23 protein-coding genes are annotated in these 22907 nt (G+C 70.4%); 5 read left to right on the top strand and 18 right to left on the bottom strand.

The features are described from left to right. Window positions 1–21: 21 nt before the first annotated feature. The 3 genes from HNR14_RS11630 to HNR14_RS11620 are packed head-to-tail and all read right to left on the bottom strand — an operon-like array spanning window position 22 to window position 3313. The gene (locus HNR14_RS11630) at window positions 22–1362 is read right to left on the bottom strand and encodes an ABC transporter substrate-binding protein (RefSeq protein WP_179701175.1); all 1341 of its coding nucleotides are present in this window, start codon (window positions 1360–1362) and stop codon (window positions 22–24) included. A 46-nt stretch (window positions 1363–1408) separates the two neighbouring features. Beyond that, window positions 1409–2374, bottom strand: coding sequence for a carbohydrate ABC transporter permease (locus tag HNR14_RS11625; RefSeq protein ID WP_218875026.1), 966 nt, complete (start codon window positions 2372–2374; stop codon window positions 1409–1411). Window positions 2375–2383: 9 nt separating this feature from the next. After that, window positions 2384–3313, bottom strand: coding sequence for a carbohydrate ABC transporter permease (locus HNR14_RS11620; protein WP_021764408.1), 930 nt, complete (start codon window positions 3311–3313; stop codon window positions 2384–2386). Window positions 3314–3479: 166 nt separating this feature from the next. On the opposite strand from HNR14_RS11620, the gene HNR14_RS11615 reads away from it, so the two are divergent. Continuing rightward, entirely contained in the window at window positions 3480–4688 is a 1209-nt protein-coding gene (locus HNR14_RS11615) for an ROK family transcriptional regulator (RefSeq protein WP_179701174.1), read from the top strand. Window positions 4689–4692: 4 nt separating this feature from the next. On the opposite strand, the gene HNR14_RS11610 is transcribed toward HNR14_RS11615, so the two are convergent. From HNR14_RS11610 to HNR14_RS11600, 3 genes are all read right to left on the bottom strand, one after another. Then, a complete protein-coding gene (locus HNR14_RS11610; protein ID WP_179701173.1) occupies window positions 4693–5964 on the bottom strand; it encodes a hypothetical protein in 1272 nt (423 codons plus the stop codon). 161 nt (window positions 5965–6125) lie between these two features. Further along, complete coding sequence (locus tag HNR14_RS11605; protein ID WP_179701172.1) at window positions 6126–6380, bottom strand: hypothetical protein; 255 nt, start codon at window positions 6378–6380, stop codon at window positions 6126–6128. 10 nt (window positions 6381–6390) lie between these two features. After that, window positions 6391–7005 carry a hypothetical protein gene (locus HNR14_RS11600; RefSeq protein WP_179701171.1) on the bottom strand — a complete coding sequence of 205 codons (615 nt, stop codon included), beginning with the start codon at window positions 7003–7005 and terminating at the stop codon, window positions 6391–6393. Between the two features lie 218 nt (window positions 7006–7223). Here HNR14_RS11600 and HNR14_RS11595 point away from each other — a divergent pair, with 218 nt between their 5' ends. Continuing rightward, a complete protein-coding gene (locus HNR14_RS11595) occupies window positions 7224–7580 on the top strand; it encodes a hypothetical protein (RefSeq protein WP_179701170.1) in 357 nt (118 codons plus the stop codon). A gap of 59 nt (window positions 7581–7639) precedes the next feature. Here the strand turns inward: HNR14_RS11595 and HNR14_RS11590 are convergent, their stop codons facing one another. The 6 genes from HNR14_RS11590 to HNR14_RS11565 all read right to left on the bottom strand — a co-directional run bounded on the left by HNR14_RS11590 (window position 7640) and on the right by HNR14_RS11565 (window position 13629). Continuing rightward, window positions 7640–8527, bottom strand: coding sequence for a 1-phosphofructokinase family hexose kinase (locus HNR14_RS11590; RefSeq protein WP_179701169.1), 888 nt, complete (start codon window positions 8525–8527; stop codon window positions 7640–7642). Further along, a complete protein-coding gene (locus HNR14_RS11585) occupies window positions 8524–9474 on the bottom strand; it encodes a carbohydrate kinase family protein (protein WP_343064471.1) in 951 nt (316 codons plus the stop codon). The genes HNR14_RS11590 and HNR14_RS11585 overlap by 4 nt, the downstream gene beginning before the upstream one ends. 5 nt (window positions 9475–9479) lie before the next feature. Then, window positions 9480–10364 (bottom strand): carbohydrate ABC transporter permease, encoded by an 885-nt coding sequence (locus HNR14_RS11580; RefSeq protein WP_021764302.1) that lies wholly within the window; start codon window positions 10362–10364, stop codon window positions 9480–9482. Continuing rightward, window positions 10364–11317 carry a carbohydrate ABC transporter permease gene (locus tag HNR14_RS11575; protein WP_179701167.1) on the bottom strand — a complete coding sequence of 318 codons (954 nt, stop codon included), beginning with the start codon at window positions 11315–11317 and terminating at the stop codon, window positions 10364–10366. The genes HNR14_RS11580 and HNR14_RS11575 overlap by 1 nt, the downstream gene beginning before the upstream one ends. 19 nt (window positions 11318–11336) lie before the next feature. Next, window positions 11337–12659, bottom strand: coding sequence for an ABC transporter substrate-binding protein (locus HNR14_RS11570; protein WP_179701166.1), 1323 nt, complete (start codon window positions 12657–12659; stop codon window positions 11337–11339). Window positions 12660–12747: 88 nt separating this feature from the next. Continuing rightward, on the bottom strand, window positions 12748–13629 hold the full coding sequence (locus HNR14_RS11565; RefSeq protein ID WP_179701165.1) for an SIS domain-containing protein: 882 nt from the start codon (window positions 13627–13629) through the stop codon (window positions 12748–12750). A 139-nt stretch (window positions 13630–13768) separates the two neighbouring features. Between HNR14_RS11565 and HNR14_RS11560 the strand changes: the two genes are divergently transcribed. Next, window positions 13769–14851 (top strand): amidohydrolase family protein, encoded by a 1083-nt coding sequence (locus HNR14_RS11560; RefSeq protein WP_179701164.1) that lies wholly within the window; start codon window positions 13769–13771, stop codon window positions 14849–14851. Window positions 14852–14938: 87 nt separating this feature from the next. Here the strand turns inward: HNR14_RS11560 and HNR14_RS11555 are convergent, their stop codons facing one another. Both HNR14_RS11555 and melA read right to left on the bottom strand, forming a co-directional pair. Beyond that, window positions 14939–15799, bottom strand: a complete 861-nt coding sequence (locus tag HNR14_RS11555) for a class II fructose-bisphosphate aldolase (RefSeq protein WP_179701163.1) — start codon at window positions 15797–15799, stop codon at window positions 14939–14941. Further along, a complete protein-coding gene (melA, locus tag HNR14_RS11550) occupies window positions 15796–17109 on the bottom strand; it encodes an alpha-galactosidase (protein ID WP_179701162.1) in 1314 nt (437 codons plus the stop codon). Before melA ends, HNR14_RS11555 begins: the two co-directional genes overlap by 4 nt. A gap of 141 nt (window positions 17110–17250) precedes the next feature. Here melA and HNR14_RS11545 point away from each other — a divergent pair, with 141 nt between their 5' ends. After that, a complete protein-coding gene (locus tag HNR14_RS11545) occupies window positions 17251–18066 on the top strand; it encodes a DeoR/GlpR family DNA-binding transcription regulator (RefSeq protein ID WP_021765722.1) in 816 nt (271 codons plus the stop codon). A gap of 85 nt (window positions 18067–18151) precedes the next feature. Here the strand turns inward: HNR14_RS11545 and HNR14_RS11540 are convergent, their stop codons facing one another. Further along, a complete protein-coding gene (locus HNR14_RS11540; protein WP_179701161.1) occupies window positions 18152–18622 on the bottom strand; it encodes a hypothetical protein in 471 nt (156 codons plus the stop codon). 347 nt (window positions 18623–18969) lie between these two features. Between HNR14_RS11540 and HNR14_RS11535 the strand changes: the two genes are divergently transcribed. After that, entirely contained in the window at window positions 18970–19401 is a 432-nt protein-coding gene (locus tag HNR14_RS11535; protein WP_179701160.1) for a hypothetical protein, read from the top strand. A 126-nt stretch (window positions 19402–19527) separates the two neighbouring features. Here HNR14_RS11535 and HNR14_RS11530 read toward each other — a convergent pair whose 3' ends face one another. From HNR14_RS11530 to glsA, 3 genes are all read right to left on the bottom strand, one after another. Beyond that, window positions 19528–20049, bottom strand: coding sequence for a hypothetical protein (locus HNR14_RS11530; RefSeq protein ID WP_179701159.1), 522 nt, complete (start codon window positions 20047–20049; stop codon window positions 19528–19530). Window positions 20050–20146: 97 nt separating this feature from the next. Then, the gene (locus HNR14_RS11525) at window positions 20147–21775 is read right to left on the bottom strand and encodes an MFS transporter (RefSeq protein ID WP_246311561.1); all 1629 of its coding nucleotides are present in this window, start codon (window positions 21773–21775) and stop codon (window positions 20147–20149) included. Continuing rightward, on the bottom strand, window positions 21772–22827 hold the full coding sequence (gene glsA / locus HNR14_RS11520) for a glutaminase A (RefSeq protein WP_179702635.1): 1056 nt from the start codon (window positions 22825–22827) through the stop codon (window positions 21772–21774). The genes HNR14_RS11525 and glsA overlap by 4 nt, the downstream gene beginning before the upstream one ends. Window positions 22828–22907: the final 80 nt, after the last annotated feature.

The raw sequence follows: 22907 nt of genomic DNA, 5'->3' as shown, positions 1-22907 counted from the left end.
TCGCCGCCCCCGCGGTTGTCGCTACTTGAAGAGGGCGTTGACCTGTTTGTTCGCCTCGGTCAGCGACGCCTTCGCGTCCTTCTGGCCGAGCGCGACGCTCTGGATGGCGTCCTGCACGATCTGGCTGATCTCGGTGCCGTGGTAGCTGATCGGGAGGATGAAGGTGCCGTCCTTCGCCTGCTGCTCGTCGAGGAACACCTGGGCGTTCAGCCCCTCCTGCTCCCGCACCTGGGCGGACTTCTCGGAGGCCTCCTTGATGGCCGGGAAGACGATGCCGGTCGCGGCCACGGTGTTCTGGCAGTCGGCGGAGGCCAGGTACTTGACCCACTCCCACGCCTGGTCCTTGTGCTTGGAGCCGGCGTAGATCGCGTCCGACAGGCCGTTGATCGCGGTCTTGCGTCCCTCGGGGCCGATGGGCAGCGGGGCGAAGCCGAACTGGTCGGTCTTGCCCTTGTAGGAGGCGAGGTTGAACGAGCCGAGCGTGGTCAGCGCTCCGCCGCCGTTGTCGAGCACCTCGGAGCGGGCGAGCGTCGACTGCACGTCGAGCTTGGGCGCGTAGCCCTTCTGCGAGAGGTCGGCGAGCCACTGGACGGTGTCGGTGAGCTTCGACTGGTCGTAGTTGAATTTCGTGCCGAACGGGTTCTTGTCGGCGTAGTACCAGCCGTTGGAGACGGCGAGGTTGCCCCAACCGTTCTGACCCTGCGAGCCGTCGGCCCACTCGGGGAGGAAGCCGAAGGTCTTCACGTTGTTCTTGTCGAACGCGGGGTCGAGGCCGTTGTGGCCGTTCTTGTCGACGGTCAGCTTCGCGATCAGCTGCTCGAAGGTGCCGCCGTCCTTCGCGTTCCAGGTCAGGTCCGAGAGCGACTTCTCGTCGACGCCGGCGGCGGCGAGGTCGGCCTTGTTGTAGACCAGGCCCATGGTGTCCCAGTCCTTCGGGAGGCCGTAGCGCGCGTCGTCGACCTTCCACAGGTCGGCGAGGCCGTCGACGTACTGCGAGAGGTCGACCTTGTCCTTCTTCACGTACGGCTCGATGTCGACGATCTGCTTGTCCTGCACGAACTGCGGGTAGTACGACACCTGGTCGACCCAGACGTCGGGCGCGCTGCCCGCGGCGATCTGCGTGGAGAGGTTGGTCCAGTACTGGCCCCACGCGCTCTGGCTGATCTTGATCGTGATGTTCGGGTTGGCCTTCTCGAAGTCGGCGGCGCACTGCTGGTAGGCGGGCACCTGGGTGTCGTCCCACATCCAGTAGTTCAGGGTCACCTTCTCGTCGGATCCCGAGCCCGAGGACGAGCAGGCCGAGACGCCGACCAGGAGTGCGGCGGCGGCGGCGATGGCGGCGACGCGACGTACCTTTGTCATTGTTTTCTCTCTCTGTGTTGGGTGGTGCGTTGGGGGAGGTGCCTGGTCACTTGATGCCGGTGAAGTTGAGGGACTCCACGATCCGGCGGCCCAGGAAGATCAGGAGGATGAGAACGGGGATGACCGACAGGGTCGATCCGGCCATCAGGCCCGTCCAGTCGGGCTGGGTGTTCGGCGACTGCTGGAGGTAGACGCCGAGGGCGACGGTCATGGTTCGGACGCTCTCGTCGCGGCCGATCAGCAGCGGCCAGAGGTAGTCCTTCCACGCCCAGACGACGGTGATGAGGCCGATCGTGATCAGCGGCCCGCGGCTCATCGGCAGGGCGATCCGCCAGAAGACCCGCGCCTTGCCCGCGCCGTCGAGCATCGCGGCCTCCTCCACGTCCACCGGGATGTTGAGGAAGAACTGGCGCAGGAAGAACAGCGCGAACGGGGTCATCAGCAGGCTCGGCGCGACCATGCCCCACACCGTGTTCAGGAGGCCGAGGTCGCGGACGAGCACGAAGTTCGGCAGCAGCGTGAAGATGCCGGGGACCATCAGGGCGGCGATCAGGATGGAGAACAGCACGTTGCGCCCGGGGAACCGGAGACGGGCGAACGCATAGCCCGCCATCGCGCAGAAGACGGTCTGGAAGAAGCCGATCAGCGCGCAGTACACGATCGAGTTCCACAGGTAGAGGAGGAAGTTGATCGAGGCGCCGGATCCACCGGCGGCCTGGTCCTCGGCGGGGCTGAGGAAGCCGAGCACCCGGGCGAAGTTGATCAGGGTCGGGCTGCCCGGGAAGAGCGAGCCGGAGTCCTTGATCACGTCGGCGGCGGGCGTCAGCGCGGTCTTCAGCATCCAGTAGAAGGGGAAGAGCGTCAGGATCAGGGAGACGATCAGGACGATCCAGCCCAGGGTGCGCCCGATCGAGAAGGGGCGGCGTTCGCGGCGGGCGGCGATGGCGCGGGCGGAGGCGGGAGGCTCGGCCGTCGGGTTCACGGTCGGCACGGTCGGCTGCGTTGTCGTCATGGCGGTGTCCTAGGCGAGCTGGGATTCGGAGGCGCGGAGGAGGCGGAGCTGCACGGCCGTCAGCACGCCGAGGATGATCACGAGGACGATGGCCATCGTCGCCGCGTAGCCCATGTGGAAGAAGGTGAACGCCTGTTGGTAGATGTAGTAGTAGATGACCCTCGTGGCGTTGACCGGACCTCCCTTGGTCGTCACCGCGACCGTGTCGAAGATCTGGAACGAGCCGATCAGCGACACCACGAGCACCAGCGCCATCACCGGCTTCAGCAGCGGGAGCGTGATGCGGGTGAACAGCCTCCACTCCCCCGCGCCGTCGAGCGACGCGCTCTCGTAGAGGTCGCCCGGGATCTGCAGCATCCCCGCATAGAAGAGGAGCGCCGTGTAGCCGGTGAAGGCCCAGGTGTTGACGACCGAGATGGTCGGGATGGCGAGGGCCGGGCTGGTGAAGAAGCCGACCGCGGGGAGTCCCATCGCCGTGATGAGGTGGTTCACGAAGCCGAGGTTGGTGTCGAGCAGCCACAGCCAGATCAGGCCGACCGTCACGTTCGGGACGAGCCAGGGCAGCAGGAGCGTCGTCCGCAGCACGACCGACCGGGTGAGGCGGTGCATCAGCGCGGCGAGGAGGAGCGCCAAGGCCGTCTGCGTGGTCACGTTGACCACCACGTAGTAGAGCGTGACGCCCATGGAGTTCCAGAACTCCTTGTCCTGCAGCACGGCCACGTAGTTGTCGACGCCGACGAACGACGGGTCGCCCAGGAGGCTGTAGTCGGTGAACGACCACCAGAACCCGCGGATCGTCGGGTACAGGTAGAAGACCGCGAAGCCGATGAGCACGGGGGCGATGAAGAGCCAGGCGACGCGGCGGTCGTCCCGCAGCCGGCGCCGCGGGGGTCGCGGGGCGCGGCCGCGGGTCGCGGCTCTCGGGAGGAGGGCTGTCATAGGTACCTCTCCGCGACCGGGACGAGCTGCTCGCCGTCGGCGCAGGGTCGAATTCGTCGGATCCGCGAGCGATTCGCCGATCCGCAGGGCGCTCATCCGCGGTAAAGTCGGGTGAGCGAGTTAATTATGCAACTTGGCGTTAATAATGGCAAGGGCAAGGAGCGAGATGGCACGAGAGGCCGTGGTGCAGAGCGTCGAAGGGTCCGTCGGGAGCCGGTCGTTGCTGCGCCGGATGAACTCCTGGGGCATCCTGCGCGCCGTCATGGAGCGCCCGCAGACCATGCGCGACCTCGCCGCCGAGTCGGGCCTCTCGCGCACCGCCGTCGACGCGATCGTCACCGACCTGGTCGACCTCGGCTGGCTCGTGCCGTGGGACGGCTCCCCCGCCGGGCGGCTCGGCCGGCCCGCCGCCTCCTACCGCCTGGCGCCGGGACTCGGCACGTTCCTCTCCCTCGACATCGGCGCCAACCACATCTACGCGGTCGTCACCGACCTGACCGGTCAGGTGCGCGGTCACCTCACCGTCCCGACCGAGGAGGAGGTGCCCGCAGAAGAGCGCGTCGTCGCCGCCCTCGCGGTCGCCGACGACCTGCTCGGGAGCCTCGGCCTCGACCGCAGCGCGGCCTGGGCCGTCGCCATCGGCTCGCCCGGTGCGATCAGTACGGCCGGCGAGGTCCTCCACTTCGGCGGCACCGGCATGCCCGGCTGGATCGGCCTCGACCTGCGCGAGCGCTTCCGTCGCGAGTTCGAGGCGGCGGTGCTGGTGGAGGGCGACGTCGCCCTCGGCGCGCACGCCGAGCTCGCGATCGGTGCGGCCCGCGACCGCAGCGACGTCGTCTACATCCTCTGCGGCGCCCGCACGAGCGGCGCCTCCATCGTCGGCGGCAAGGTGCACCGCGGCGTGCACGGCGCCGCGGGCATCGTCGGCGAGATGCGCGAGCTGCGCTGGCAGGAGCTCAACGAGCAGTACGGCAGCTCGGTGCTCGCCACCCCGCGCCCCAGCCGCCAGGAGATCTTCGAGGCCGCCCGCACCGGCGATCCCGCGGCCGTCGCCGCCGTCGACGAGTTCGCCGACGACCTCGCCACCGGCGCCGCCGCGCTCACGCTCGCCATCGATCCCGAGCTGCTCGTCATCGGCGGCGGCAGCTCCCCCAGCGCCGACGTCTTCCTCCCGCGCTTCGAGGAGACGCTGCGCGGGATCGTTCCGCTGCCGCCCGCCGTCATCGCCTCCACGCTCGGCTCGGAGGCCGTCGCCATGGGCGGCATCAGCCTGGCCGGAAACCACCTCCACTCGGTGCTCGAGGGAGCCGTCGTGGCGCGGGATGCGTTCCCGAGCCCGGCAGAATCGGTGGAGCTGCTGCGCGCGGCGGGGTGACCGTCTACCGGCACTGCCCCGCGACGGCGATCTGCTCGTCGCTGGGACGCCCGTAAGCCTCGATGCCAGAGCCGCCGGTGTCGAAGCCCATGGCGATCGCCCAGGCTGTCGCCCACATCTCATCGTCCTCATTGAAGGTGGAGCTCCGGAAGAGCGCGTCGCACTCGGGTCGCACGACCTGAGCGTGGCCGACCTCGTGGGTGACGAGCGCTCGCGCGTCGACGTCGCCGCTCGACCAGCCGTCCTGCAGCGGGAAGTTGAGGTCGATGGTCGCCCAGCCGCCGTCCTCCCTGTGGTAACTCGTCGTGCCCGAATACCATCCCTCGCCGAGCCCGCTGACCTGGGCGTGCCACTCGAAGTCGAGGGTGATGCCGTGCGCGATGGACCGCGCGTATTCCTCGATCTGCGCCCGCACGGGGTAGGCCGGGTCCTGCCTCGCCGCCAGCCCCGCGGTGTTCGCGGCATCCACTCCATCGATCGCCGCGATGACCTGCACGAGACCGGCGCCGCCGAACGTCGAGGTCGTCACCCCGGCCCCGCCGGCATCGATCGCGTGCCGCAGCTCGATCTTGCTGGCGTAGGTGGCGGCGTCGTCGGCGGTCATGACCTGCTCGCCGTGGGCCTTCAGCTCCGCGTAGACCGCGTCCGCGCTCGCGTTCAGAGCCTTCTGCGCCGCGTCGAGCGATGCCAGGTCGGCGGCGCGTGTGCGGCGGTCGGCATTCTCGTCCCGTGTCAGCGTCCGTTTGGCCGCGACGTCGGCGATGACCGTCCAGGGCATCAGATCGGCGCTCGGCGACGACACCGTCGGCGGGTCGAACCGCACGGGATCGAGTCCGGCGGTCGCCGCCTCCAGCTTCGTCCGGGCATCGGCGAGCGCGGCCGCCGTCGCCTCTCCGAGGTAGGCCGGCCGGGCGTGGTCGGTGAACTCCTTCATCGACGTGGCCGAGTACTTCGCCTTGTTCAGCGCTGTCCCGCGCGCGTCGGTCACCTCCGCCAGCGCCGTGGAAGCCGCCGTGGCCTCCTGATAGGCGATGGCTGTGCGGGAGGTCGCATATTCGTGCCAGCCCCACCCGACCCCGGCGATCGCTCCGGCCGAGAGCAGCACCGAAGCGACGACTCCGACCACGAGGCCGCGTCGATGGCGCTTCGGGGACGTCGCCGGGCTTTCGTCGGGGCTCTCGCCCTCGCTCGCAGCCGGGTCTGGCCCGTCGACTGTCGGCGTCTCGTTCTCGGCCCCATCGGGCAGCGCGTGGCCGCCCGCCTCTTCCTCGTACATTCGCTCCCCCGTCACACGCACGCCCCTGTGAGCCGCGCGGTATACCGTCAGCAAACATAGGACACCGCGCCCCTCTCACCCAGCCGCCAGGCCACCCCTTTCCGAGGGACCTCGGTCGCGTCGGTGAGAGCGCGCTCGGGTCGGCAACCGTCAGGCCGCTCTCACAACGGCAGGACGAACAGGACGAGCACCGCGCTCACAGTGAAGAGAAGACCGTTGAATCCCATCAATACGAGAACGAAGAGAGAGTCCGACCCGCGGCGGACGAGCACCGCGTGCCGGACCACGTTCACGAGCGCGACCGCCATCAGAATCGGGAAGAGCATCGCCGGGACGATCAGCGCTCCGAGGAGCATCACCCCGACGCTCATCACGGAGTACAGGCTCTCCCGCTTCGCACTCTTCGTCCCGGCCATGCTCATCCCTCTATCCGACCCCGCAGCCGGTGTCTCCGTGACCGGCTACGGATGTGCCGACGACGCGCGCGCAATAGACCGGCTCCTGGTACCCGGCGATCAGGCCGAAGCGGAACTTGTACGCGCCGTAGACATAGCCCGCGCCCCGGCTCACCCCTCCGGCCGAACTGGTGCGCCCGACATACGACCAGCCGATGAATGAGGTAGATCCCCCACCATCGACGAACGTGGCGCTCGTCACGTTCGCACCGTTGTAGCAGATCTTCCCTGTCGTCCACATGCTTCCCAGCGTCTGCCCGACGGAGTTGTAGAAGCCCGCTCGCGCGGTGTAGGTGTAGCACCCGGACGCGGCTCGTGCCATCGCTTTCGCTCGCTGCTCATCCTCGTCTGACGCCGATCTGACGTCGGCGACTTCGGTCAGCGCGAGCACCTGCTCCCGCTCATCCTGGTTCAGGGACTCGAAGAGCGCTTGCGGATCGTCGCTTGCGGATAGCTGCTGGATTAGTGCAGGCGCGTCCGGAACTTCGGTCGTGACACCGCGTGCGGCCACGGCTGGTGTGCCGGCGAGCACCCCCACGACGATCAGCGTCGCCGCTGACGCCCGCCACTTTGTGAATCCTGACATGAGTTTCCCTCCCGGCAGCGTCGTTGCTGTACTGGTATTCAGGATCTCACGTTCTGCGACTCAAACACTAGAGTGAATACGCCTCACCTCAGCTCGGCCGCCGTTTCAGCTGCGCACCTTCTCGGACCCGGATAGCCGGACGGCGGCGCGGTGGACGAGTTCAGCCGCCGCGACTTCCCGGAGACAGCACCGCCGCGAACGGGAAGCCATCCAGTGTCGTGCTCGGCTACCTCGATCCACGGATGGGTGACCACGTCCCAGAGATCGAGGTGCACACCATCCAGCTCGGCGTCGAGGGCATGGCCGACGAGACGCTAGAGGAGACGATGAGGCGACTCGGCGAGACCTTCGTCGACGTCTACCTCGCGAATCGACCGGCGTCAGCTGAGCCGCCGCACCGGTTAGACGCGCCTCCATCGCACACCATCCTCGATGTCGATGGCCGCGCCGTCGACGGGATCGCGCATGCGCACGGCGACTTCGAGACGGTGGCCGCAGAGATCGGCAGTAGGCGTGTCGTCGTCGTCGGGCGCCTCCCCGTCTCCGGCGATCTGGTCTCTCACGCGGCAGCCTAAGCGCCGAGGTTCACGAAGCGGCGCTCATTGCGCCCGGAATGAGCGCAACATCGTGAACCTCAGGCGAAGAGCACGGGCGCATCGAAGACCGCGGCGCCCGGCACCTGCGCGTTGGCCGCGCCGATCTCAGCCGCGACGGTGAGCGCGCGCCGGAGGTCGGCGCCCGCATCGAGCGACCCGACCAGGCCGGCGAGGTAGCAGTCCCCGCTCCCGACGGCGAAGAGCCCGGGGCGGTCGACGGGGGGCACCGCGATGAACTCCCCGGCGGCGGTCGCGGCGACCGAGCCCGCCTCCCCGTCGGTGACGACGGCGATGCCCGCACCGCGCTCGACGAGCTGGCGGGCGGAGCGCTCCCGGTCGGAGGCGCCGGTCAGGTCCGCGGCCTCGTGGCGGTTCACTTTCACCAGCCGCGGGCGGGCGCGGTCGATGATCTCGCCCAGCGCCGGCCCGTGCACGTCGATGGCGAGCAGCACGCCGCGGTCGGCCTCGGCGGCCAGGAGGGCGGCGAACTCGGCCGCGTCCGTGCCGACGGGCATGGCGCCCGAGACGGTCAGCCACTCCCCGGGTGCGACGGCTCCCAGCCGCTCGGCGACGGCCTCGAGCGGCACGTCGAACTCGGTGACCGGCTCGTAGAACTCCGTCAAGCGGCGCGCACCGGTGTCGCACGCGGTGATGCACAGCCTCGTCTCGACGGCGGTCGGGATGCGGTCGACCTCCACGTCGCTGCCGGTCAGCAGGTCGGCGACCAGGTCGCCGATCCGCCCGCCGAGCGGTGCGACGGCGCGGGTCCGCGCCCCGAGCAAAGCGAGCGCCCGGGCGACGTTGAGCGACTTGCCCCCGGCCGAGCGGATGACGACGGGAGGGCGGTGGATGCCGCCGAGCTGCACCTCGCCGAGCACGTAGACGACGTCGAGGGCCGGGGTCAGCCCGAGCGTGTGGATGGTCATACTCTCGCCTCCGCGAGCTCGTCGCGGGTGGCCTGCGCGGCGGTCCCTCCGGTCCCGCGCACCGAGAGGGATCCTGCGACCGCGGCCCAGCGCAGCCGATCGGCCTCCTCCTCCACGCCCTCCAGGAGGGCCGCGAGATAGCCCGCGTCGAAGCTGTCGCCCGCGCCGGTCGTGTCGACCACGTCGAGCACCAGCCCGGGAGCCTCGCCACTGCGCCGGCCGCCCTCGAAGGCGACGCCGCCGTCCGCGCCCGCCTTGACGACGACGCGACAGCCCAGAGCGGAGAGAGCGGCGGCGGCCTCGTCGAGGTCGTCGTGGGCTCGCCCGTCCACGGCCGCGGCGATGGCCAGCGCCTCCTCGCGGTTGGGCAGGAACACATCCACGCGCGGCAGCACCTCGTGCAGTCCGGTCCAGCGCTCGGCCGGATCCCAGTTGGTGTCCAGGCTGATCGTGGCCCCGGTCGCCGAGATCTCGTCGAGCAGCGCGGGCAGCTCGGCGGCGAGGCCCGGGAGCAGGAAGTACGAGGCGACGTGCACGTGCCGCGGCCGCAACCGGGCGAGCGTCGCGCGCACCGCCTCCGCCGTCAGCACGGGGATGGTGCCGGGCAGCGTCAGGATGGCGCGGTCGCCCGGCTCGGAGAGTACGACCGAGAGCCCGGTGGGCCGCTCCGCGTCGATCTCCACGGCCGACACATCCACGCCGTCGTCGCGCAGGCGGTCCAGCACGACGGAACCGAACTGGTCCGCGCCGACGACCGCCGCGAGCGCCGTGCGCACGCCCAGCCGGGCCAGACCGCACGCGACGATCGCCGCGCTGCCGCCGAGCAGCAGCTCCGCCGAGTCGAGCAGCTGCTCCGCCTGGCCGAACCGCGGCACCGTGTCGCCGGTGAGCAGGAGGTCGGGGTTGGCGTCGCCGACGACCAGCACGTCCACAGCAGCATCCGTCACGCCGGTCATCCCTTGAGTCCCGAGAAGGTCATCGTCGCGATGAACTGCCGCTGCGCGAACAGGAAGAACAGGATGAGGGGAAGCGTGGCGATCACGTTGCCCGCCATGATGAGGCTCCAATCGGTCTGGTGCGCGCCCTGGAAGTTCGCGATCCCCAGCTGCAGCGTGAACGACGACGGGTCGTTGATCGCGATCAGGGGCCAGACGAGGTCGTTCCACGCGCCGAGCAGCGTGAAGATCGCGAGCGTGGCGAGCGCGGGCCGGGCGAGCGGCAGCACGATGCGGAAGAACACCTGCCAGCGGTTGCAGCCATCGATCGCGCCGGCCTCCTCCAGCTCCGCGGGGAGGGAGAGGAAGAACTGCCGCATCAGGAAGATCCCGAAGGCCGTGGCCAGCCAGGGCACGATCGCCGCGCCGAGCCCGTTCAGCAGGCCGAGCTTGGCGAACAGGATGTAGGTCGGGATCATCAGCAGCTGCGTCGGGATCATGATCGTCGCGAGGATCATGAGGAACCCGAAGTTGCGCCCGGCGAACCGCAACCGGGCGAACCCGTAGCCGGCCAGCGAGCACAGGATGATGTTCGACACGATCGCCGTCGCCGACACGACGACGGTGTTGCCGAGCCAGAGCAGGATGTCCGTCTGGCCGAACAGCTTCGCGTAGCCGTCCAGCGTGAAGTGCGACGGGATGAACGGCGGCGGGAACGCCACCAGCTCCTTCGCCGGCGAGAACGACGCCAGCGCCATCTGCGCGAACGGCACCAGGAACAGGATCGCGATCGGGAACAGCACGAAGTGCCACCCGCTGAGCTTGCGCTTCCGCGAGCGCGGCTGCGGCTCGTCCGCGACCTGGCGGGCGGCCTGCGAGACCTCGTCGAGAACCGTCGTCATCAGAACGCCTCCGAACCGCGGCGACGCTGGACGACCACGACGCCGATGGTGATGAGCAGCGTCACCGCGAAGAGCACGTAGGCGGCGGCCGAGCCGTAGCCGAACTCCAGCGCGTGGAACGCCTTGTCGTACAGGAAGTAGACGATCGTCTTCGTCGCGTCGAGGGGCCCGCCGCGGGTCGTCGTGTAGACGAGGTCGAAGAGCTGGATCGCCTGGATGGTCTGCCAGACCGCCACGAACGCGGTCACCGGGGCCAGCTGCGGCCAGACGATCCGCCAGAACGTCTGCCAGCGGTTCGCGCCGTCGATGCGGGCGGCCTCAATGAGGTCGCCGGGCACATCCTGCAGCGCCGCCAGGTAGATGACGGTCGTGAAGGCCGCCGACCCCCAGAGGGACATGATCGCGATGACGAGCATGGCCTGCTTCGGGTCGTCCAGCCAGCCCTGCTGCGGCAGGTGCAGCACGCGCAGCACGTTGTTCACGAGACCGAACTGCGGGCTGAACAGGTAGGTCGAGAGGATGCCGGTGGAGGCCGCCGACGCGACGAACGGAACGAAGATCGCGGTCCGGTAGAAGCCCATCCACCGAATGCGCCGGTTGAGCGCGACGGCGAGGAAGAGGCCAAGAAGCACCGACGCCGGCACGAACAGGAGGGTGAAGCCGACGGTGTTGAGCACGGCGTTGCCGAACTCCGCGTCGCCGATCAGCTGCGCATAGTTGTCGCCGCCGACCCAGGTCGCCTCGCTGAACCCGTCCCAGTCCTGGAACGAGAGCACGAACGCCCAGACCGCGGGGAAGATCGACAGACCGAGGATGATGATGGTCGCCGGGGCGACGAAGCTCCAGCCGGTGAGTGCCGAGGTGAGCCCGCGGCGCCGGCGCGCCTTCCGCGCCCCGGCGGCGTCCGAGGACGCGCCGGGCCGCGGGAGCGCATGGGCGGTGGTGTCTGCCATTCGCGTGTCCCCGCCGCTCCTACTTGTCCTTGGCCAGGGCCGCGTCCGCCGTCTTCGCGGCCTGTTCGAGGGCCGCCTTCGGCTCGCCCTCGCCCTGGAGCACCTGCGAGATCGACTTGCCGACGGCGACCGACAGGGCCGCGTACCCCTTCGTCGTCGGGCGGGTCTGCTTCACGTTCGCCGAGTTCGCGACGAACACCTCGTAGCCGGGGTACTCGGCGGCCTCCTTGGCGACCGCGTCGGACGACGCCTCCGACGAGCGCAGCGGGAGGTTGCCAATCGCGACGTTGAAGCGCTCGTCCTGCTCGGCCGAGGTCAGCCACTGGGCGAACTGAGTGGCCCAGTAGGCGCGGTTCTTGTCGTGGTGGTCGAAGAGCGCCCAGATGTCCGGGCCCGACACGGTCTGGTGGTCGCCGTTCGTGCCCGGGAGCGGGACGACGCCGTACTTCGTGCCGCCGGTCTTGAGGTCCGAGAGCTGCCACGGACCGGAGGTGATCATCCCGATGCGGTCGTTGACGAACAGCTGTCCGAACTTCACATCCGTCTGGTCGAGGTAGACGCTCTTGTCGTCGACGGCCATCGAGCGGAGGAACGACAGGGCGTCGTCACCGGCCGGGGAGGCGAACTCCGCCTTGGTGGCGTCGTCGTTCAGGATGGCGCCACCGTTCTGCCAGAGGTGGGGCCAGTACTGCCAGGTGGTCTCCTCGCTGCCCGACACCGAGTAGCCGTAGCCGTAGATGTGGTTGGCCTCGTCGGTCAGCTTCTTCGCCGCCGTGCGGAAGTCGTCCCACGTCCAGTCGGCCGTCGGGTACGCCAGGCCGGCCTTGTCGAAGAGGGTCTTGTTGTAGAGCAGGCCGATGTTGTCGACGACGGCCGGGAAGCCGATGACCTTCTTGCCCGTCGGCTGCGCGGTGCCGCGGGCGGCCGCGGTGAACTCGTCCCACTTCACCTCCGGCTTCTTCACGTCGGCCGAGATGTCGAGCGTGCGTCCCGAGTCCTCCAGCTGCCCGGCCCACGAGCCGAACGCGTAGGACATGTCGGGGTACTGGTCGCCTGCGAAGCCGGCCGACAGCTTCTGCAGCAGCTGGTCGGTCGAGGAGGCTCCCGGGGAGAGGTTGATCGTGACGTTCGGGTGCTCCTTCTCGAACTCCTTCGCGAGCCCCACGATGACCTTCTGAGCGGCGTCGGCCTGTCCCGACCACACCTCGATCTCGACCTTGGCCTTCGTGTCGAGCGTGGTCGCGCCCTGCGAGCCGCTGCACCCGGCGAGTGCGACGACGCCCACGGTGGCGGCGAGGACGGCGGTGGCGCGGAGCGCCCTCCGGCGGAATGGGGTCAGCATCTTCGGTTCTCCCTTGTGATTCTGCTGGTGTCGGATTCTGTCCTGCCCGGCTGCGGGTCAGCCGGGCACGACGGAGCGGGCTGCGGGGTCAGCCCAGCACGATGGAACGGGTCAGGTGGCGCGGCGCGTCGGGGTTCAGGCCGGCGCGCTCGGCGACGGCGACGGCGAGGCGCTGCGCCTGGGCGAGCTCGATCAGCGGGTCGGAAGAACTCACGCGCACCGTGGCACCGGTGCGCTCGATGTCGGCGACGAGGCTCTGCTCGGAGGGTCCGATGATCCAGACGAGCGAGCGCTCGTCGGCCACGGCGAGCGGGCCGTGCCGGTAGTCGAGCGCCGGGTACGACTCGGCCCAGGCCTGCGCGGCCTCGCGGATCTTGAGGGCGGCCTCCTGCGCCAGGCCGTAGGTCCAGCCGCTGCCGAGGTAGACGAAGTGCGTGCGGCCGTCGAGGTCGACGTCGAGCGGACGGCCGAGCACGGCGGCAGCCTCGTCGGGGAGCGCGCTGACATCCTGACCCACGGCGTGGCGGGCGAGCAGGAGGAAGGTGGTCGGGAAGCGGGTCTGCACGACCGACTCCTCGTCGGCGAAGTCGAGCAGCAGCACGTCGTCGGCGCGCTGGGCGACGGGCGAGTCCGCCACACCCGTGACGGCGATGGTGCGCACGCCGGCCGGGATGACGTCGAGCGCATCCAGGACCTCGGTCGTGGTGCCCGAGCGGCTGAGCAGGAGCACGGCGTCGTAGTCGCGCCACGTCCAGGGCTCCGACGCGTAGGCCGCATCGGTGATGCCGAGGCCGGCGCCCTCGCGGAGGTAGGCGAACGACTCGGCGACGAACGCGGAGGTACCGCAGCCGAGCACGAGCATGCTCTCGCCGGGACGCGCGAGCAGCGCGGTCGCCAGGTCGGCGCGGGTGGTGAGCGCTTCGCGCCAGATGTCCGGCTGGCTGGCGATTTCGCTGGAGGTGAGTGTCACGAGGTGCTCCTGTGGGTCGGTGGCGGTGCTGCGCACTCCGTTGCGCGTTGGACTTATCATTGGCGGACATTGAGCGTTTGACAACGAAACTGTGCAGATCGCTCACTATGCATGATCGTTTGTTACAGAGAGGTTTCGCATGCCCCACAACGACCCGCTCCAGGCCGGCCGCGCGCCGCTCGCCGACCTGCGACTCGCCGACTGGGCGCCCCGCAGCCAGTTGCGCGCCCGGGCGACCGCCGTGCCCCGGCCCGCGCATCCCGTGGTCGACATCCACAACCACCTCGGCCGCTGGCTGACCGACGGCGGATGGATGATCGACGACGTGCCCGCGCTCGTCGCGCTCATGGACGAGTGCGGCGTCGAGACGATCGTCAACCTCGACGGGCTCTGGGGCCCGGAGGTGACGGCGAACGTCGAGCGGTACGACCGGGCGTACGACGGCCGGTTCGTCACGTTCTGCCAGCTGGAGTGGGATCTCCTGGCCGAGCACGACGGCGTGGCGCGGCTGACGGCGTCGCTCGACGACAGCGCGGCCCGCGGCGCCCGGGGCGTCAAGGTCTGGAAGAGCCTCGGCCTGACCGTGCGCGACGCCGACGGCTCGCTGATCCTCCCGGACGACCCGCGCGTGATCGAGGTGCTGGCGCACGCGGGCGCGCTCGGCCTCCCGGTGCTCATCCACACGGCCGACCCGATCGCCTTCTTCGAGCCGCTCGACCGGCACAACGAGCGGCTGGACGAGCTCGCCGGCGTGCCCGAGTGGTGGTTCGGCGACGCCCTCCTGCACCCGACGTTCGACCGCCTGCTGGCGGCGCATGCCGCGCTCGTGCTGGCCTGCCCGGGGACGACCTTCATCGGTGCGCACGCCGGATGCGCCGCCGAGGATCTCGACCGCGTCGAGCGCCTCCTCGTCGCCGCGCCGAACTACACGATCGACACCGCCGGGCGCATGGCGGAGCTCGGACGGCAGCCGCGGCGCTTCGCGCGACTCGTCGCCGAGCATCCCGACCGCGTGCTCTTCGGCACCGACATCTACCCGGTGACGGCGGACCAGTACCGCCTGCACTACCGGTTCTTCGAGAGCGCCGACGAGGGCTTCGGCTACGACCCCGACAGCGAGGTGCCCGGCCAGGGCCGCTGGGACGTCTCCGCCCTCGCGCTCGACCCGAGCCTCCTGGAGGCGGTGTACCGCGGCAACGCGCGCCGCGTCCTCGGCCTCTAACCTCCTCGCTCTAACCCCCTCGAGATTTGTGCCAAATGTCGTGAAAGCGCTCCGCTTTCACGACATTTGGCACAAATCGGCAGGGGGTCAGGAGGCGGGGAGGCGAGCGTCGACGACGCGGCAGAAGCGCGCGACGAGGTCCGCCATGGCGGCGCGCGCGTCGCGCGTGTACTTCCGCGGGTCGACGGCGTCGGGCTGCGCAGCCAGCGCCTCCCGCAGCGATGCCGTGAAGGCGATGTTGAGCGCCGTTCCGACGTTGACCTTGCGGATGCCGGCGGCGACCGCGTCCGCGATGACCGCGTCGGCGACGCCCGACGAGCCGTGTAGCACGAGCGGCACCGGGACGGCGGCTGCGAGCCGCGCGATCAGCTCGAGGTCGAGCTGCGCCGAGCGGTCGCGCATGGCGTGCGAGCTGCCGACCGCGACGGCCAGGCCGTCCACGCCGGTGGCGGCGACGAAGGCCGCCGCCTCGCCCGGGTCGGTGCGGACGCCGGGCGCGTGCGCGCCGTCCTTGCCGCCGATCTCGCCGAGCTCGGCCTCCACCCAGACGCCCACGTCATGGGCGCGCGCCACGACCTCGCGCGTCGCCGCCACGTTGTCGGCGTAGGGGAGGCGGGAGGCGTCGAACATGATCGACCCGACGCCGAACTCCTGCGCGCGGTCGAGCACGCGCGCGACGAGGGCGCGGTCCTCGATGTGGTCGAGGTGGATGCCGAGGAGCGACCCGGAGGCCTCCGCGGCCTCCCGGCACGCGGCCAGCAGCGGCTCCGGAGCCCCGCGGAACGCGATGGCGTTCTCGCTGAGCTGCAGGAGCGCGGCCGAGCCGGCCTCCGCCGCCCCGGCCGCCACGGCCTCCACGTGATCGAGCGAGAGCACGTTGAAGGCCGCCACCGCGCTGCCGCTGGCAACCGCCGCCGCGACGAGCTCTCGCGTCGGCGCGAGCGTCACCGGGCCGCCTCGAGCGTGCCGCCGAGGGCGACCGGCAGGAGCGCCGCGTGGCGAGCGGTCAGCTCGTCGCAGAGCGCCCAGATCTGCTCCGGGGTGAGCGACGACGACGCGTTCGGGTCGGTGAGCACGGCCCGGCGCACGAGCTCGGGGTCGCCCGTGCGGGCGGCCTCGATCGCGAGCTCGGCGACCGACAGATAGGTGCGGTTGAGCGCGGCGCCCTGCACCGGGATGGAGCCGAACGGCAGCGGGTGCACGCCCCTCGCGTCGACCCGGCTCGGCACCTCGACGACCGCGCCCTGCGGGAGGTTGTCGATCAGACCGTCGTTGACCACGTTCGCGTGGATGATCCGCTCGGTGCCGGTGAGGATCGAGTGGATGACCTGGGGCGCGTACTCGGCGGCGCCCTCCTCCAGCTCCAGCGGCTCCCCCGCGGCGAGTGCGGCGCGGGCGTGCTCGAACTCGGCGACGTTCTCCTCCGAGATGCCGATGTACTCGAGCGGGCGCAGCCGGAACCGTTCGATCTGCTCCGGCGAGCGCAGGAACCAGTCCAGGTACTCGGACGAGTGCTCGCTGGTCTCGGTCGGGTAGTAGCCGATGCGCGTGAAGATCTCGACGCGCACGCGGCGGCGCAGCTCGGGATCGCGCTCGATGGCCTCCCGGAGGCGGGGGTAGAGGTCCTCGCCGTCGCGCGACCACTCGACGAGCCACGCCTGGTGGTTGACGCCCGCGGCGCGGTAGTGGGTCCCCTCCATCGGCACGCCGATCAGCGCGCAGAGGTCGTGGACGGTCCAGTAGACGCTGTGGCAGAGGCCGACGGTCTTGATGGAGGGCGCCACGACCGACATCCACCACACGTTCATCGCCATCGGGTTCGTGTAGTTGAGGAACCAGGCGTCGGGGCAGAGGTCGAGCATGTCGGCGGCGATGCCGGAGAGCACGGGGAAGGTGCGCAGCGCGCGGAACACGCCGCCGACACCGGTCGTGTCGCCGATCGTCTGCAGCAGACCGGCCGCGGCCGGGACCTCCAGGTCGACCCGGGTGGCGTCGATGCCGCCGACCTGGATCATGTTGACCACGAAGTCCGCGCCCGTCAGGGCCTCCCGGCGGTCGAGCGTCGCCACGATCTCCGCGGTGCGCCCGAAGCGCGCGGCCACCTGCTCGGCGGTGCCCTGGGCGACGTGGAGGCGCTCGGCGTCGATGTCGTGCAGCACGATGCGCAGCGGCGGCAGGTCGTCGAAACGGAACAGGTCGGCGAGGAGCTGGCGGGTGAAGACGACGCTCCCGGCTCCGAGGAAGACAATCTGAGGCATGCTGCGATCCTGCGATAGTGTGTCTACTCCGCGCAACAGATTGAGCGATTCGCAGCTAAAGTGATCATATCGAGTGATCGATTCGCTCCTTCGGTGCCGGACCGACTCTCCGCACCACCCACTCCTCGAAAGGACGGGCCCATGGTCGCACCCGCCGCCGAATCGCTGATCGCCCGCGTCACCTCCGGCCGGCGCGCCCAGCGGATGGTCGCCATCCTCGATCTGATCTCCGAGCGCGGCACGATCAGCCTCGCCGAGCTCTCCGAGACCCTCGACATCTCCGCGGCCACCGCGCGCCGCGACCTCTCCGACCTCGCGGACCAGAACCTCATCCTGCGCACCCACGGCGGCGCATCCGCCCTCGAACGCGGCCGCGAGATCCCCGTCGCCCTGCGCGACACCCGGTTCCAGGATGCGAAGCGCGCCATCGCGAAGGCCATGGTCAGGAGGCTGCCCGCCGAGCGCCACGTCGTCGCGCTGAGCGGCGGCACCACCACCGCCGGCGTGGCCCGGGCGCTCGCCAACCATCGCGACATCGCGGTCGTGACCAACTCCCTCAGCATCGCGGGACTGCTCTCCGGCTATCCCGGCGTCCGGGTCGTGATGACCGGCGGCTTCCTGCGGCCGCAGTCGCTGGAGCTGGTGGGCGCACTCGCCGAGAGCACGTTCAACGCGGTCAACGTCGGCACCGCCATCCTCGGCGCCGACGGCATCAGCGCGACCAGCGGTGTGACGACGCACGACGAGACCGAGGCGCGGACCAACCGGGCGATGGTCGCGAAGGCGCAGCGCACCGTGGTCGTCGCTGACGGCTCGAAGATCGGCGGCGTCGCGCTCGCGCAGATGGCCGACATCGAGCAGGTCGAGATGCTCATCACGGACAGCTCGGCCGACCCCGACGAGCTCGAGCGGCTGCGCGCCGCGGGCGTGCAGGTCGTCCTCGCCGACGAGGAGTGACGCGACTGCTGCGTCGCGGTACGTCTGCGGCGGCTCGCGCGGCCGCCGACGTCCCAGGAGACGGCAGTCGCTCCTCGGTCAGCGCTCAGGCGGTGGCGAGACGCGTGTTGATCACGTCCGAGTACGAGTCGATGTAAGAGTGCACGCTCTCGTGGATGTGGAACTGCGTGTGCGCGAGCCGCGCCTGGTGCGACCGGAGCAGCGCACGGGCCGCCGCGCGACGGGAGCGCACCCGCGCGAGCGAGATCGCCGCGCCGGTGAGCACACCCGCCGCGGCGACTCCCGCGGCGATACCGACCACGAGCGACCACGGCTCGGTGAGCGCCGCGGCCGCCGCGGCCCACAGGCCCGCGCCGATCGCGACCAGCAGCACGGCATCCACCACGATCGCCGTCCGGACCAGCGCGAACCGGCTCGTCGCGAGCAGGGCCGTCGCCTCGGCGATCTCGCGCTCCTGCTGGCGGCGGCGCTCCTTCGCCCAGTGGAGGTCGCGCTCGTGGCGGCGGTTGAGACGCTGAGCGGCGTCGTGGGCGCGGTCGTAGGCATGCGTGTGCACAGTGTGTCCTTCGGGTAGACGTGACTGCTGTCGGGTATCGGGTGTCGCCGGTGGTGCCGTGGTGCCTGTGGTGCCGTGGTGCGTGTGCCGGGTGAAGCGGGGGCGTGCGCGGATCGGGTGCCGCGCACGATGGCGGCGGGTTCGGCCGGGTTTCGGGTCCGGCGTCGCTCGCGCCAGACCGAGCATAGCTAGACGGACAGGTCTGTGGGCTGTTTGGAGGACACGAATCTGTACCCCAAATCGGGCGACACGCGCGCGGCGCATCATCCTCTGGGCTGACCTCCCCCGCCCAGGGTTCGTCCCACCGGGCGACGCGGCGCGACCCGTCCGCGCGATGGACTGGGACCATGAAGACAGCCACCTCCGCCGGCCAGGTCGCCCGCATCATCGCACTCGCCCTGCCGCTCGCCGCTCTCGCCGCCCTCACCGCGTCGAACAGCGGCAGCGTCGTCGCCATCGTGGTCGCCGTCACCGCGGCCGTCGTCACCCCGATCGCCCTGCATCTGCTGACCCGGGTCGCCACGCGGCGGATCGGCTCGGCCTCCCTCCCGCGCGGCGTCTGGATCGCCGTGACCGCCGCCCTGTGGTTCGGGATCGCCGGGGCGCTCGCGATGGGCCAGCACTTCCTGAGCGTGGAGGCCGGCCCCGGCGAGCTGCTGTTCCTCCAGCTCGCGGGCGCGGCCTGGCTCGGCGCGACCGTCGCGCTGCTGCTCTCGCTGGTCTTCGCCGTGGCGATGACCGTGCGCCTGATCGCCGGGCCCCGCCCGGCACTCGCCTAGCTCGCCTGCCTCCCCCACTTCCCCCACCTCCCGAAGTTCACGTCGTTGCGGTCATTCCGGCCGGTTTGACCGCCACGTCGTGAACTTCGATGGGGGCCGCAGGCCGCGCTGCGCGCAGGCGACGCGTCAGAGGCGCAGGATCGAGGGGCGCGGGAGGCCCAGGTCCTCCAGCAGGTCGCCGAGCAGGCGGTCGAGCTCGAAGCCGGCCTGCGTGATCTTGTTGTTGCCGAAGGCCTTCAGCGCCGAGCTGGGCTGGTCGAACGCCACGACGGTGCGCGAACCGCGGGCGTGCAGCTCCAGGCGCACGGGCGTGTACAGCGTGGTGCCGGGATCGTGCCGGAACATCCGCGCGGCCGTCACGTAGTCGCCGAGCAGGTACCCGGCGGCCGCCAGGTCGGCGCCGCCGACGCGCATCACCGGCGTGGGGTCGTACGTCCAGAACCGCACGAGGGCGCCGGGGCCCGAGACCTCCCGGGTCAGTTGGGCCCAGGAGGCTCCCGACCGCAGCAGCGTGGCCAGCCGCCGCTCGTCGAGGGGCGGGACCTCGCGCTCCAGCGCGGCACGCAGCGCGACGAACGGCGTCTCCGCCTCGAGCTCGACGCGGTTCACGGTCACGGGGACGATGCGCTCGGTCGCGGGAGTGGTCACCCCTCCATCCTCGTCCCCACCTCCCGAGTACGTGAAAAGTGCGCCGAGAACCGCCGAGTACGCAGAGAATTCGCGTACTCGACGGCGTGCGGGCCGCCTACCGCTTCACGTTCGCGGGCTCGGGGATCTCGCCCGGGCGGTACTTCGGCAGCCGCGCGGCGGGCACGATCGCGAGCGCCGAGATGCCGGCCAGGATGAGCAGCCCGAGCTTGAGCGCGCTCAGCCGGGCGTCCTCGTTCACCGCGACCGCCGCATCCACCTGGGCCGGCGTCGCGTCCGTGCGCGAGAGCGCCTCGCGCAGGTCGTCGTTGCTGATGAAGTTGACGTTGTCGAGGTCGACCTGCGCGACGATCGAGGGCGGCAGCTCGGAGTGGTCGGCGACGGCCTGCCCGACGTTCAGGCCCAGGATGGTGACGAGCATCGCCCCGGCGAGCGCCGTCCCGACCGCGGAGGCGAGGTTCTGCGTGGTCCCGCGCACCGAGCCGACGTCGCCCGCGAGCTTCTTCGGCGCGGCCGTGACGAGCACGTTGAAGACCAGGGTGACGAGGGCGCCCTGCCCGACGCCGAACACGATCAGGCCCAGGATGGTGGGCAGCGTCTCCCAGTTGTTGGTCACGACGAAGGCGAGCCAGGCGAGGGCGACCGTCGTGAGCAGGAAGCCGAAGACGCCGATCGTGCGCGGGGCGAACCTCCCGTAGAAGCGGACGATGAGGGTCGCGACGACGAACACGGTCAGGTTGAACGGCATCATCGCGAGGGAGGTGTCGAGCGGGGTGCGCCCCTGCACGATCTGGATGTAGAGCGGCACAGAGAAGTTGAGCGCGGCCTCCAGTGCCACCACGATGAACATCGCGTAGACCGCCGCCCGCTCACGCGACGAGCCGAGCACCGACAGGCTCACGAGCGGAACTTTGCCGAGCCGGGTGCGTCGGCGCGTCCAGAAGAAGAACGCCTGCCCGAGGATCAGCCCGACCACGATGAACACCGGCGCCGGGGACAGTCCCAGGATGTCGAACGGCGCGCTCTCCCGCGCCACCAGCACGCCCCAGGCGTTGAGGTTGTTGAAGCCGAGGGTGAGCAGCACGATCGCCGCGCCGATGAAGATCGCCGCGACGACGTCGATCTTCACCGCGCGGTCGGCTCCGTCGCTGCGCAGCCGGACGCTGAAGATCAGCACGAGGACGGCGAGGATCAGCACGATGCCGAAGACCGGCCGCCAGCCGACGAAGGTGCCGAGCGCGCCACCGATGAGGAAGGCGCTCACGCCTGAGAGCGCCCGTGCCGAGCCGAGCGAGCCGACCGCGGTGGCCTGCTGGGTGCCGTGGTAGTTCTCGGCGATCAGCGCGACGAGGGAAGGGACGATGATCGCCGCAGACGCGCCCGCGAGAGCTTGCGCCGCGATCGCCCAGCCGACCGTCGGCGACAGGATCATCATCAGCGCCGAGACCGCGAAGATGCCCACGACGATGCGGAAGATGAGCACCCAGCCGACCCGCTGGCCGAGCTTCGCGCCGACCATCACCAGCGCCGCGACCGAGAGGCCGTAGGTCACGATCGCCGTGCTGACCGAGGTCGGCGGCACGCCGAAGTCCTGCACCATCCCGCCCAGCGAGACCGGCAGCGCGGCGACGTTGAACGACATCAGCACCTGCGCGAGGAAGAGCCCGACCATCGGCGCCCAGGAGGCGCGGGCGACGGGCTGCTCGGTGGTGGTGGTTGCGGTCATCGTGTGCTCCTGGCGTCGAGGGCGGTGGAGGTGCGGGCGGTCGAGCCTGGCCCGGAGGGACCGGGCTCGGGAGACGCGAACAGGTTGAGGCCGAGCGTCTTCGACAGGTAGGCCGTCGCCCGCTCGCCTCGCACGCTGTTGCCGGCCGCGTCGAGGGGTGGCGAGAACGTCCCGATCGCCCCCTTGCCCGGCGCGATCGAGACGATGCCGCCCGAGACGCCGGACTTCGCGGGGAGCCCGATCTGGAACAGCCACTCCCCCGAGCGCTCGTAGAGGCCGTTCGCGGCGAGGACGGCGAGGGTGTCGCGGCTCACGTCCGCCGACACCACGCGGTCGCCGGTGACCGGATTCACACCGCCGTCGGCGAGCGTCGCACCCATCACCGCGAGGTCGTGGGCGGTGACCAGCAGCGAGCACTGGCGCGTGTACACGTCGACGATCTCGCCGGGGTCGGCGTCGAGCCTCCCGTAGCTCTGCAGCAGGCGGGCGATGGCCTGGTTGCGGGAGTTCGTCTCCGACTCCGACGTGTAGACCCGCTCGTCGACCGCGAGCTCGCGCCCGGCGAACCGAGAGAGGCCGTCGTGCACCGCCCGCCACTTCTCGGCGGCGGTGTCGCCCGCCATCAGCGCCGTGGAGGCGATCGCCCCCGCGTTGACCATCGGGTTCATCGGGTGGCCGCCGTTCAGCTCCAGCGCGATCACCGAGTTGAACGGGAGGCCGGTGTTATCCACCCCGACCAGCTCACCGATCCGCTCGTGCCCGAACTCCTCGCACACCAGCGCGTAGACGAAGGCCTTCGAGATGGACTGGATGGAGAACGGCACGGCCGCATCGCCCACGTCGTGCAGTCCCCCGGCCGTGTCGGCGACGCAGATCCCGAACCAGTCGGGGTCCGCCTCGGCGAGCGCCGGGATGTAGTCGGCCACCGTGCCGTCGTCGGTGTCGCGGTAGCGGTCGTGGGCGGCCTGCACCAGCTGCTCCACCCGCTCCCATCCGGGGAGCGCGCCGGTGGCCGCCTCCTGGTGGATCCCGTCGGTGTCGGTCTCGAACATCATGGCCTCCCGGCCCGACGCTAGTGACCCGCGGGCCCCCTCCACCAGACCCGGCAACAGCCGAGTACGCAGAAAATGGG

The organism is Leifsonia naganoensis (genome assembly GCF_013410615.1).
Lineage (GTDB): Bacteria > Actinomycetota > Actinomycetes > Actinomycetales > Microbacteriaceae > Leifsonia > Leifsonia aquatica.
The sequence above is the reverse complement of the archived record's forward strand: the minus strand, read 5'-3'. Positions and strand labels throughout refer to the sequence as shown.

Excerpts from the sequence above, each read along its gene's own strand:
- HNR14_RS11630 (WP_179701175.1), bottom strand. The coding sequence starts at position 1,362 with ATGACAAAGGTACGTCGCGTCGCCGCCATCGCCGCCGCCGCCGCACTC.
- HNR14_RS11615 (WP_179701174.1), top strand. The coding sequence starts at position 3,480 with ATGGCACGAGAGGCCGTGGTGCAGAGCGTCGAAGGGTCCGTCGGGAGC.
- HNR14_RS11625 (WP_218875026.1), bottom strand. The coding sequence starts at position 2,374 with ATGACGACAACGCAGCCGACCGTGCCGACCGTGAACCCGACGGCCGAG.
- HNR14_RS11545 (WP_021765722.1), top strand. The coding sequence starts at position 17,251 with ATGGTCGCACCCGCCGCCGAATCGCTGATCGCCCGCGTCACCTCCGGC.
- HNR14_RS11525 (WP_246311561.1), bottom strand. The coding sequence starts at position 21,775 with ATGACCGCAACCACCACCACCGAGCAGCCCGTCGCCCGCGCCTCCTGG.
- HNR14_RS11605 (WP_179701172.1), bottom strand. The coding sequence starts at position 6,380 with ATGGCCGGGACGAAGAGTGCGAAGCGGGAGAGCCTGTACTCCGTGATG.
- HNR14_RS11535 (WP_179701160.1), top strand. The coding sequence starts at position 18,970 with ATGAAGACAGCCACCTCCGCCGGCCAGGTCGCCCGCATCATCGCACTC.
- HNR14_RS11620 (WP_021764408.1), bottom strand. The coding sequence starts at position 3,313 with ATGACAGCCCTCCTCCCGAGAGCCGCGACCCGCGGCCGCGCCCCGCGA.
- HNR14_RS11610 (WP_179701173.1), bottom strand. The coding sequence starts at position 5,964 with ATGTACGAGGAAGAGGCGGGCGGCCACGCGCTGCCCGATGGGGCCGAG.
- HNR14_RS11590 (WP_179701169.1), bottom strand. The coding sequence starts at position 8,527 with ATGACCATCCACACGCTCGGGCTGACCCCGGCCCTCGACGTCGTCTAC.
- HNR14_RS11580 (WP_021764302.1), bottom strand. The coding sequence starts at position 10,364 with ATGACGACGGTTCTCGACGAGGTCTCGCAGGCCGCCCGCCAGGTCGCG.
- glsA (WP_179702635.1), bottom strand. The coding sequence starts at position 22,827 with ATGTTCGAGACCGACACCGACGGGATCCACCAGGAGGCGGCCACCGGC.
- HNR14_RS11600 (WP_179701171.1), bottom strand. The coding sequence starts at position 7,005 with ATGTCAGGATTCACAAAGTGGCGGGCGTCAGCGGCGACGCTGATCGTC.
- HNR14_RS11560 (WP_179701164.1), top strand. The coding sequence starts at position 13,769 with ATGCCCCACAACGACCCGCTCCAGGCCGGCCGCGCGCCGCTCGCCGAC.
- HNR14_RS11575 (WP_179701167.1), bottom strand. The coding sequence starts at position 11,317 with ATGGCAGACACCACCGCCCATGCGCTCCCGCGGCCCGGCGCGTCCTCG.
- HNR14_RS11570 (WP_179701166.1), bottom strand. The coding sequence starts at position 12,659 with ATGCTGACCCCATTCCGCCGGAGGGCGCTCCGCGCCACCGCCGTCCTC.
- melA (WP_179701162.1), bottom strand. The coding sequence starts at position 17,109 with ATGCCTCAGATTGTCTTCCTCGGAGCCGGGAGCGTCGTCTTCACCCGC.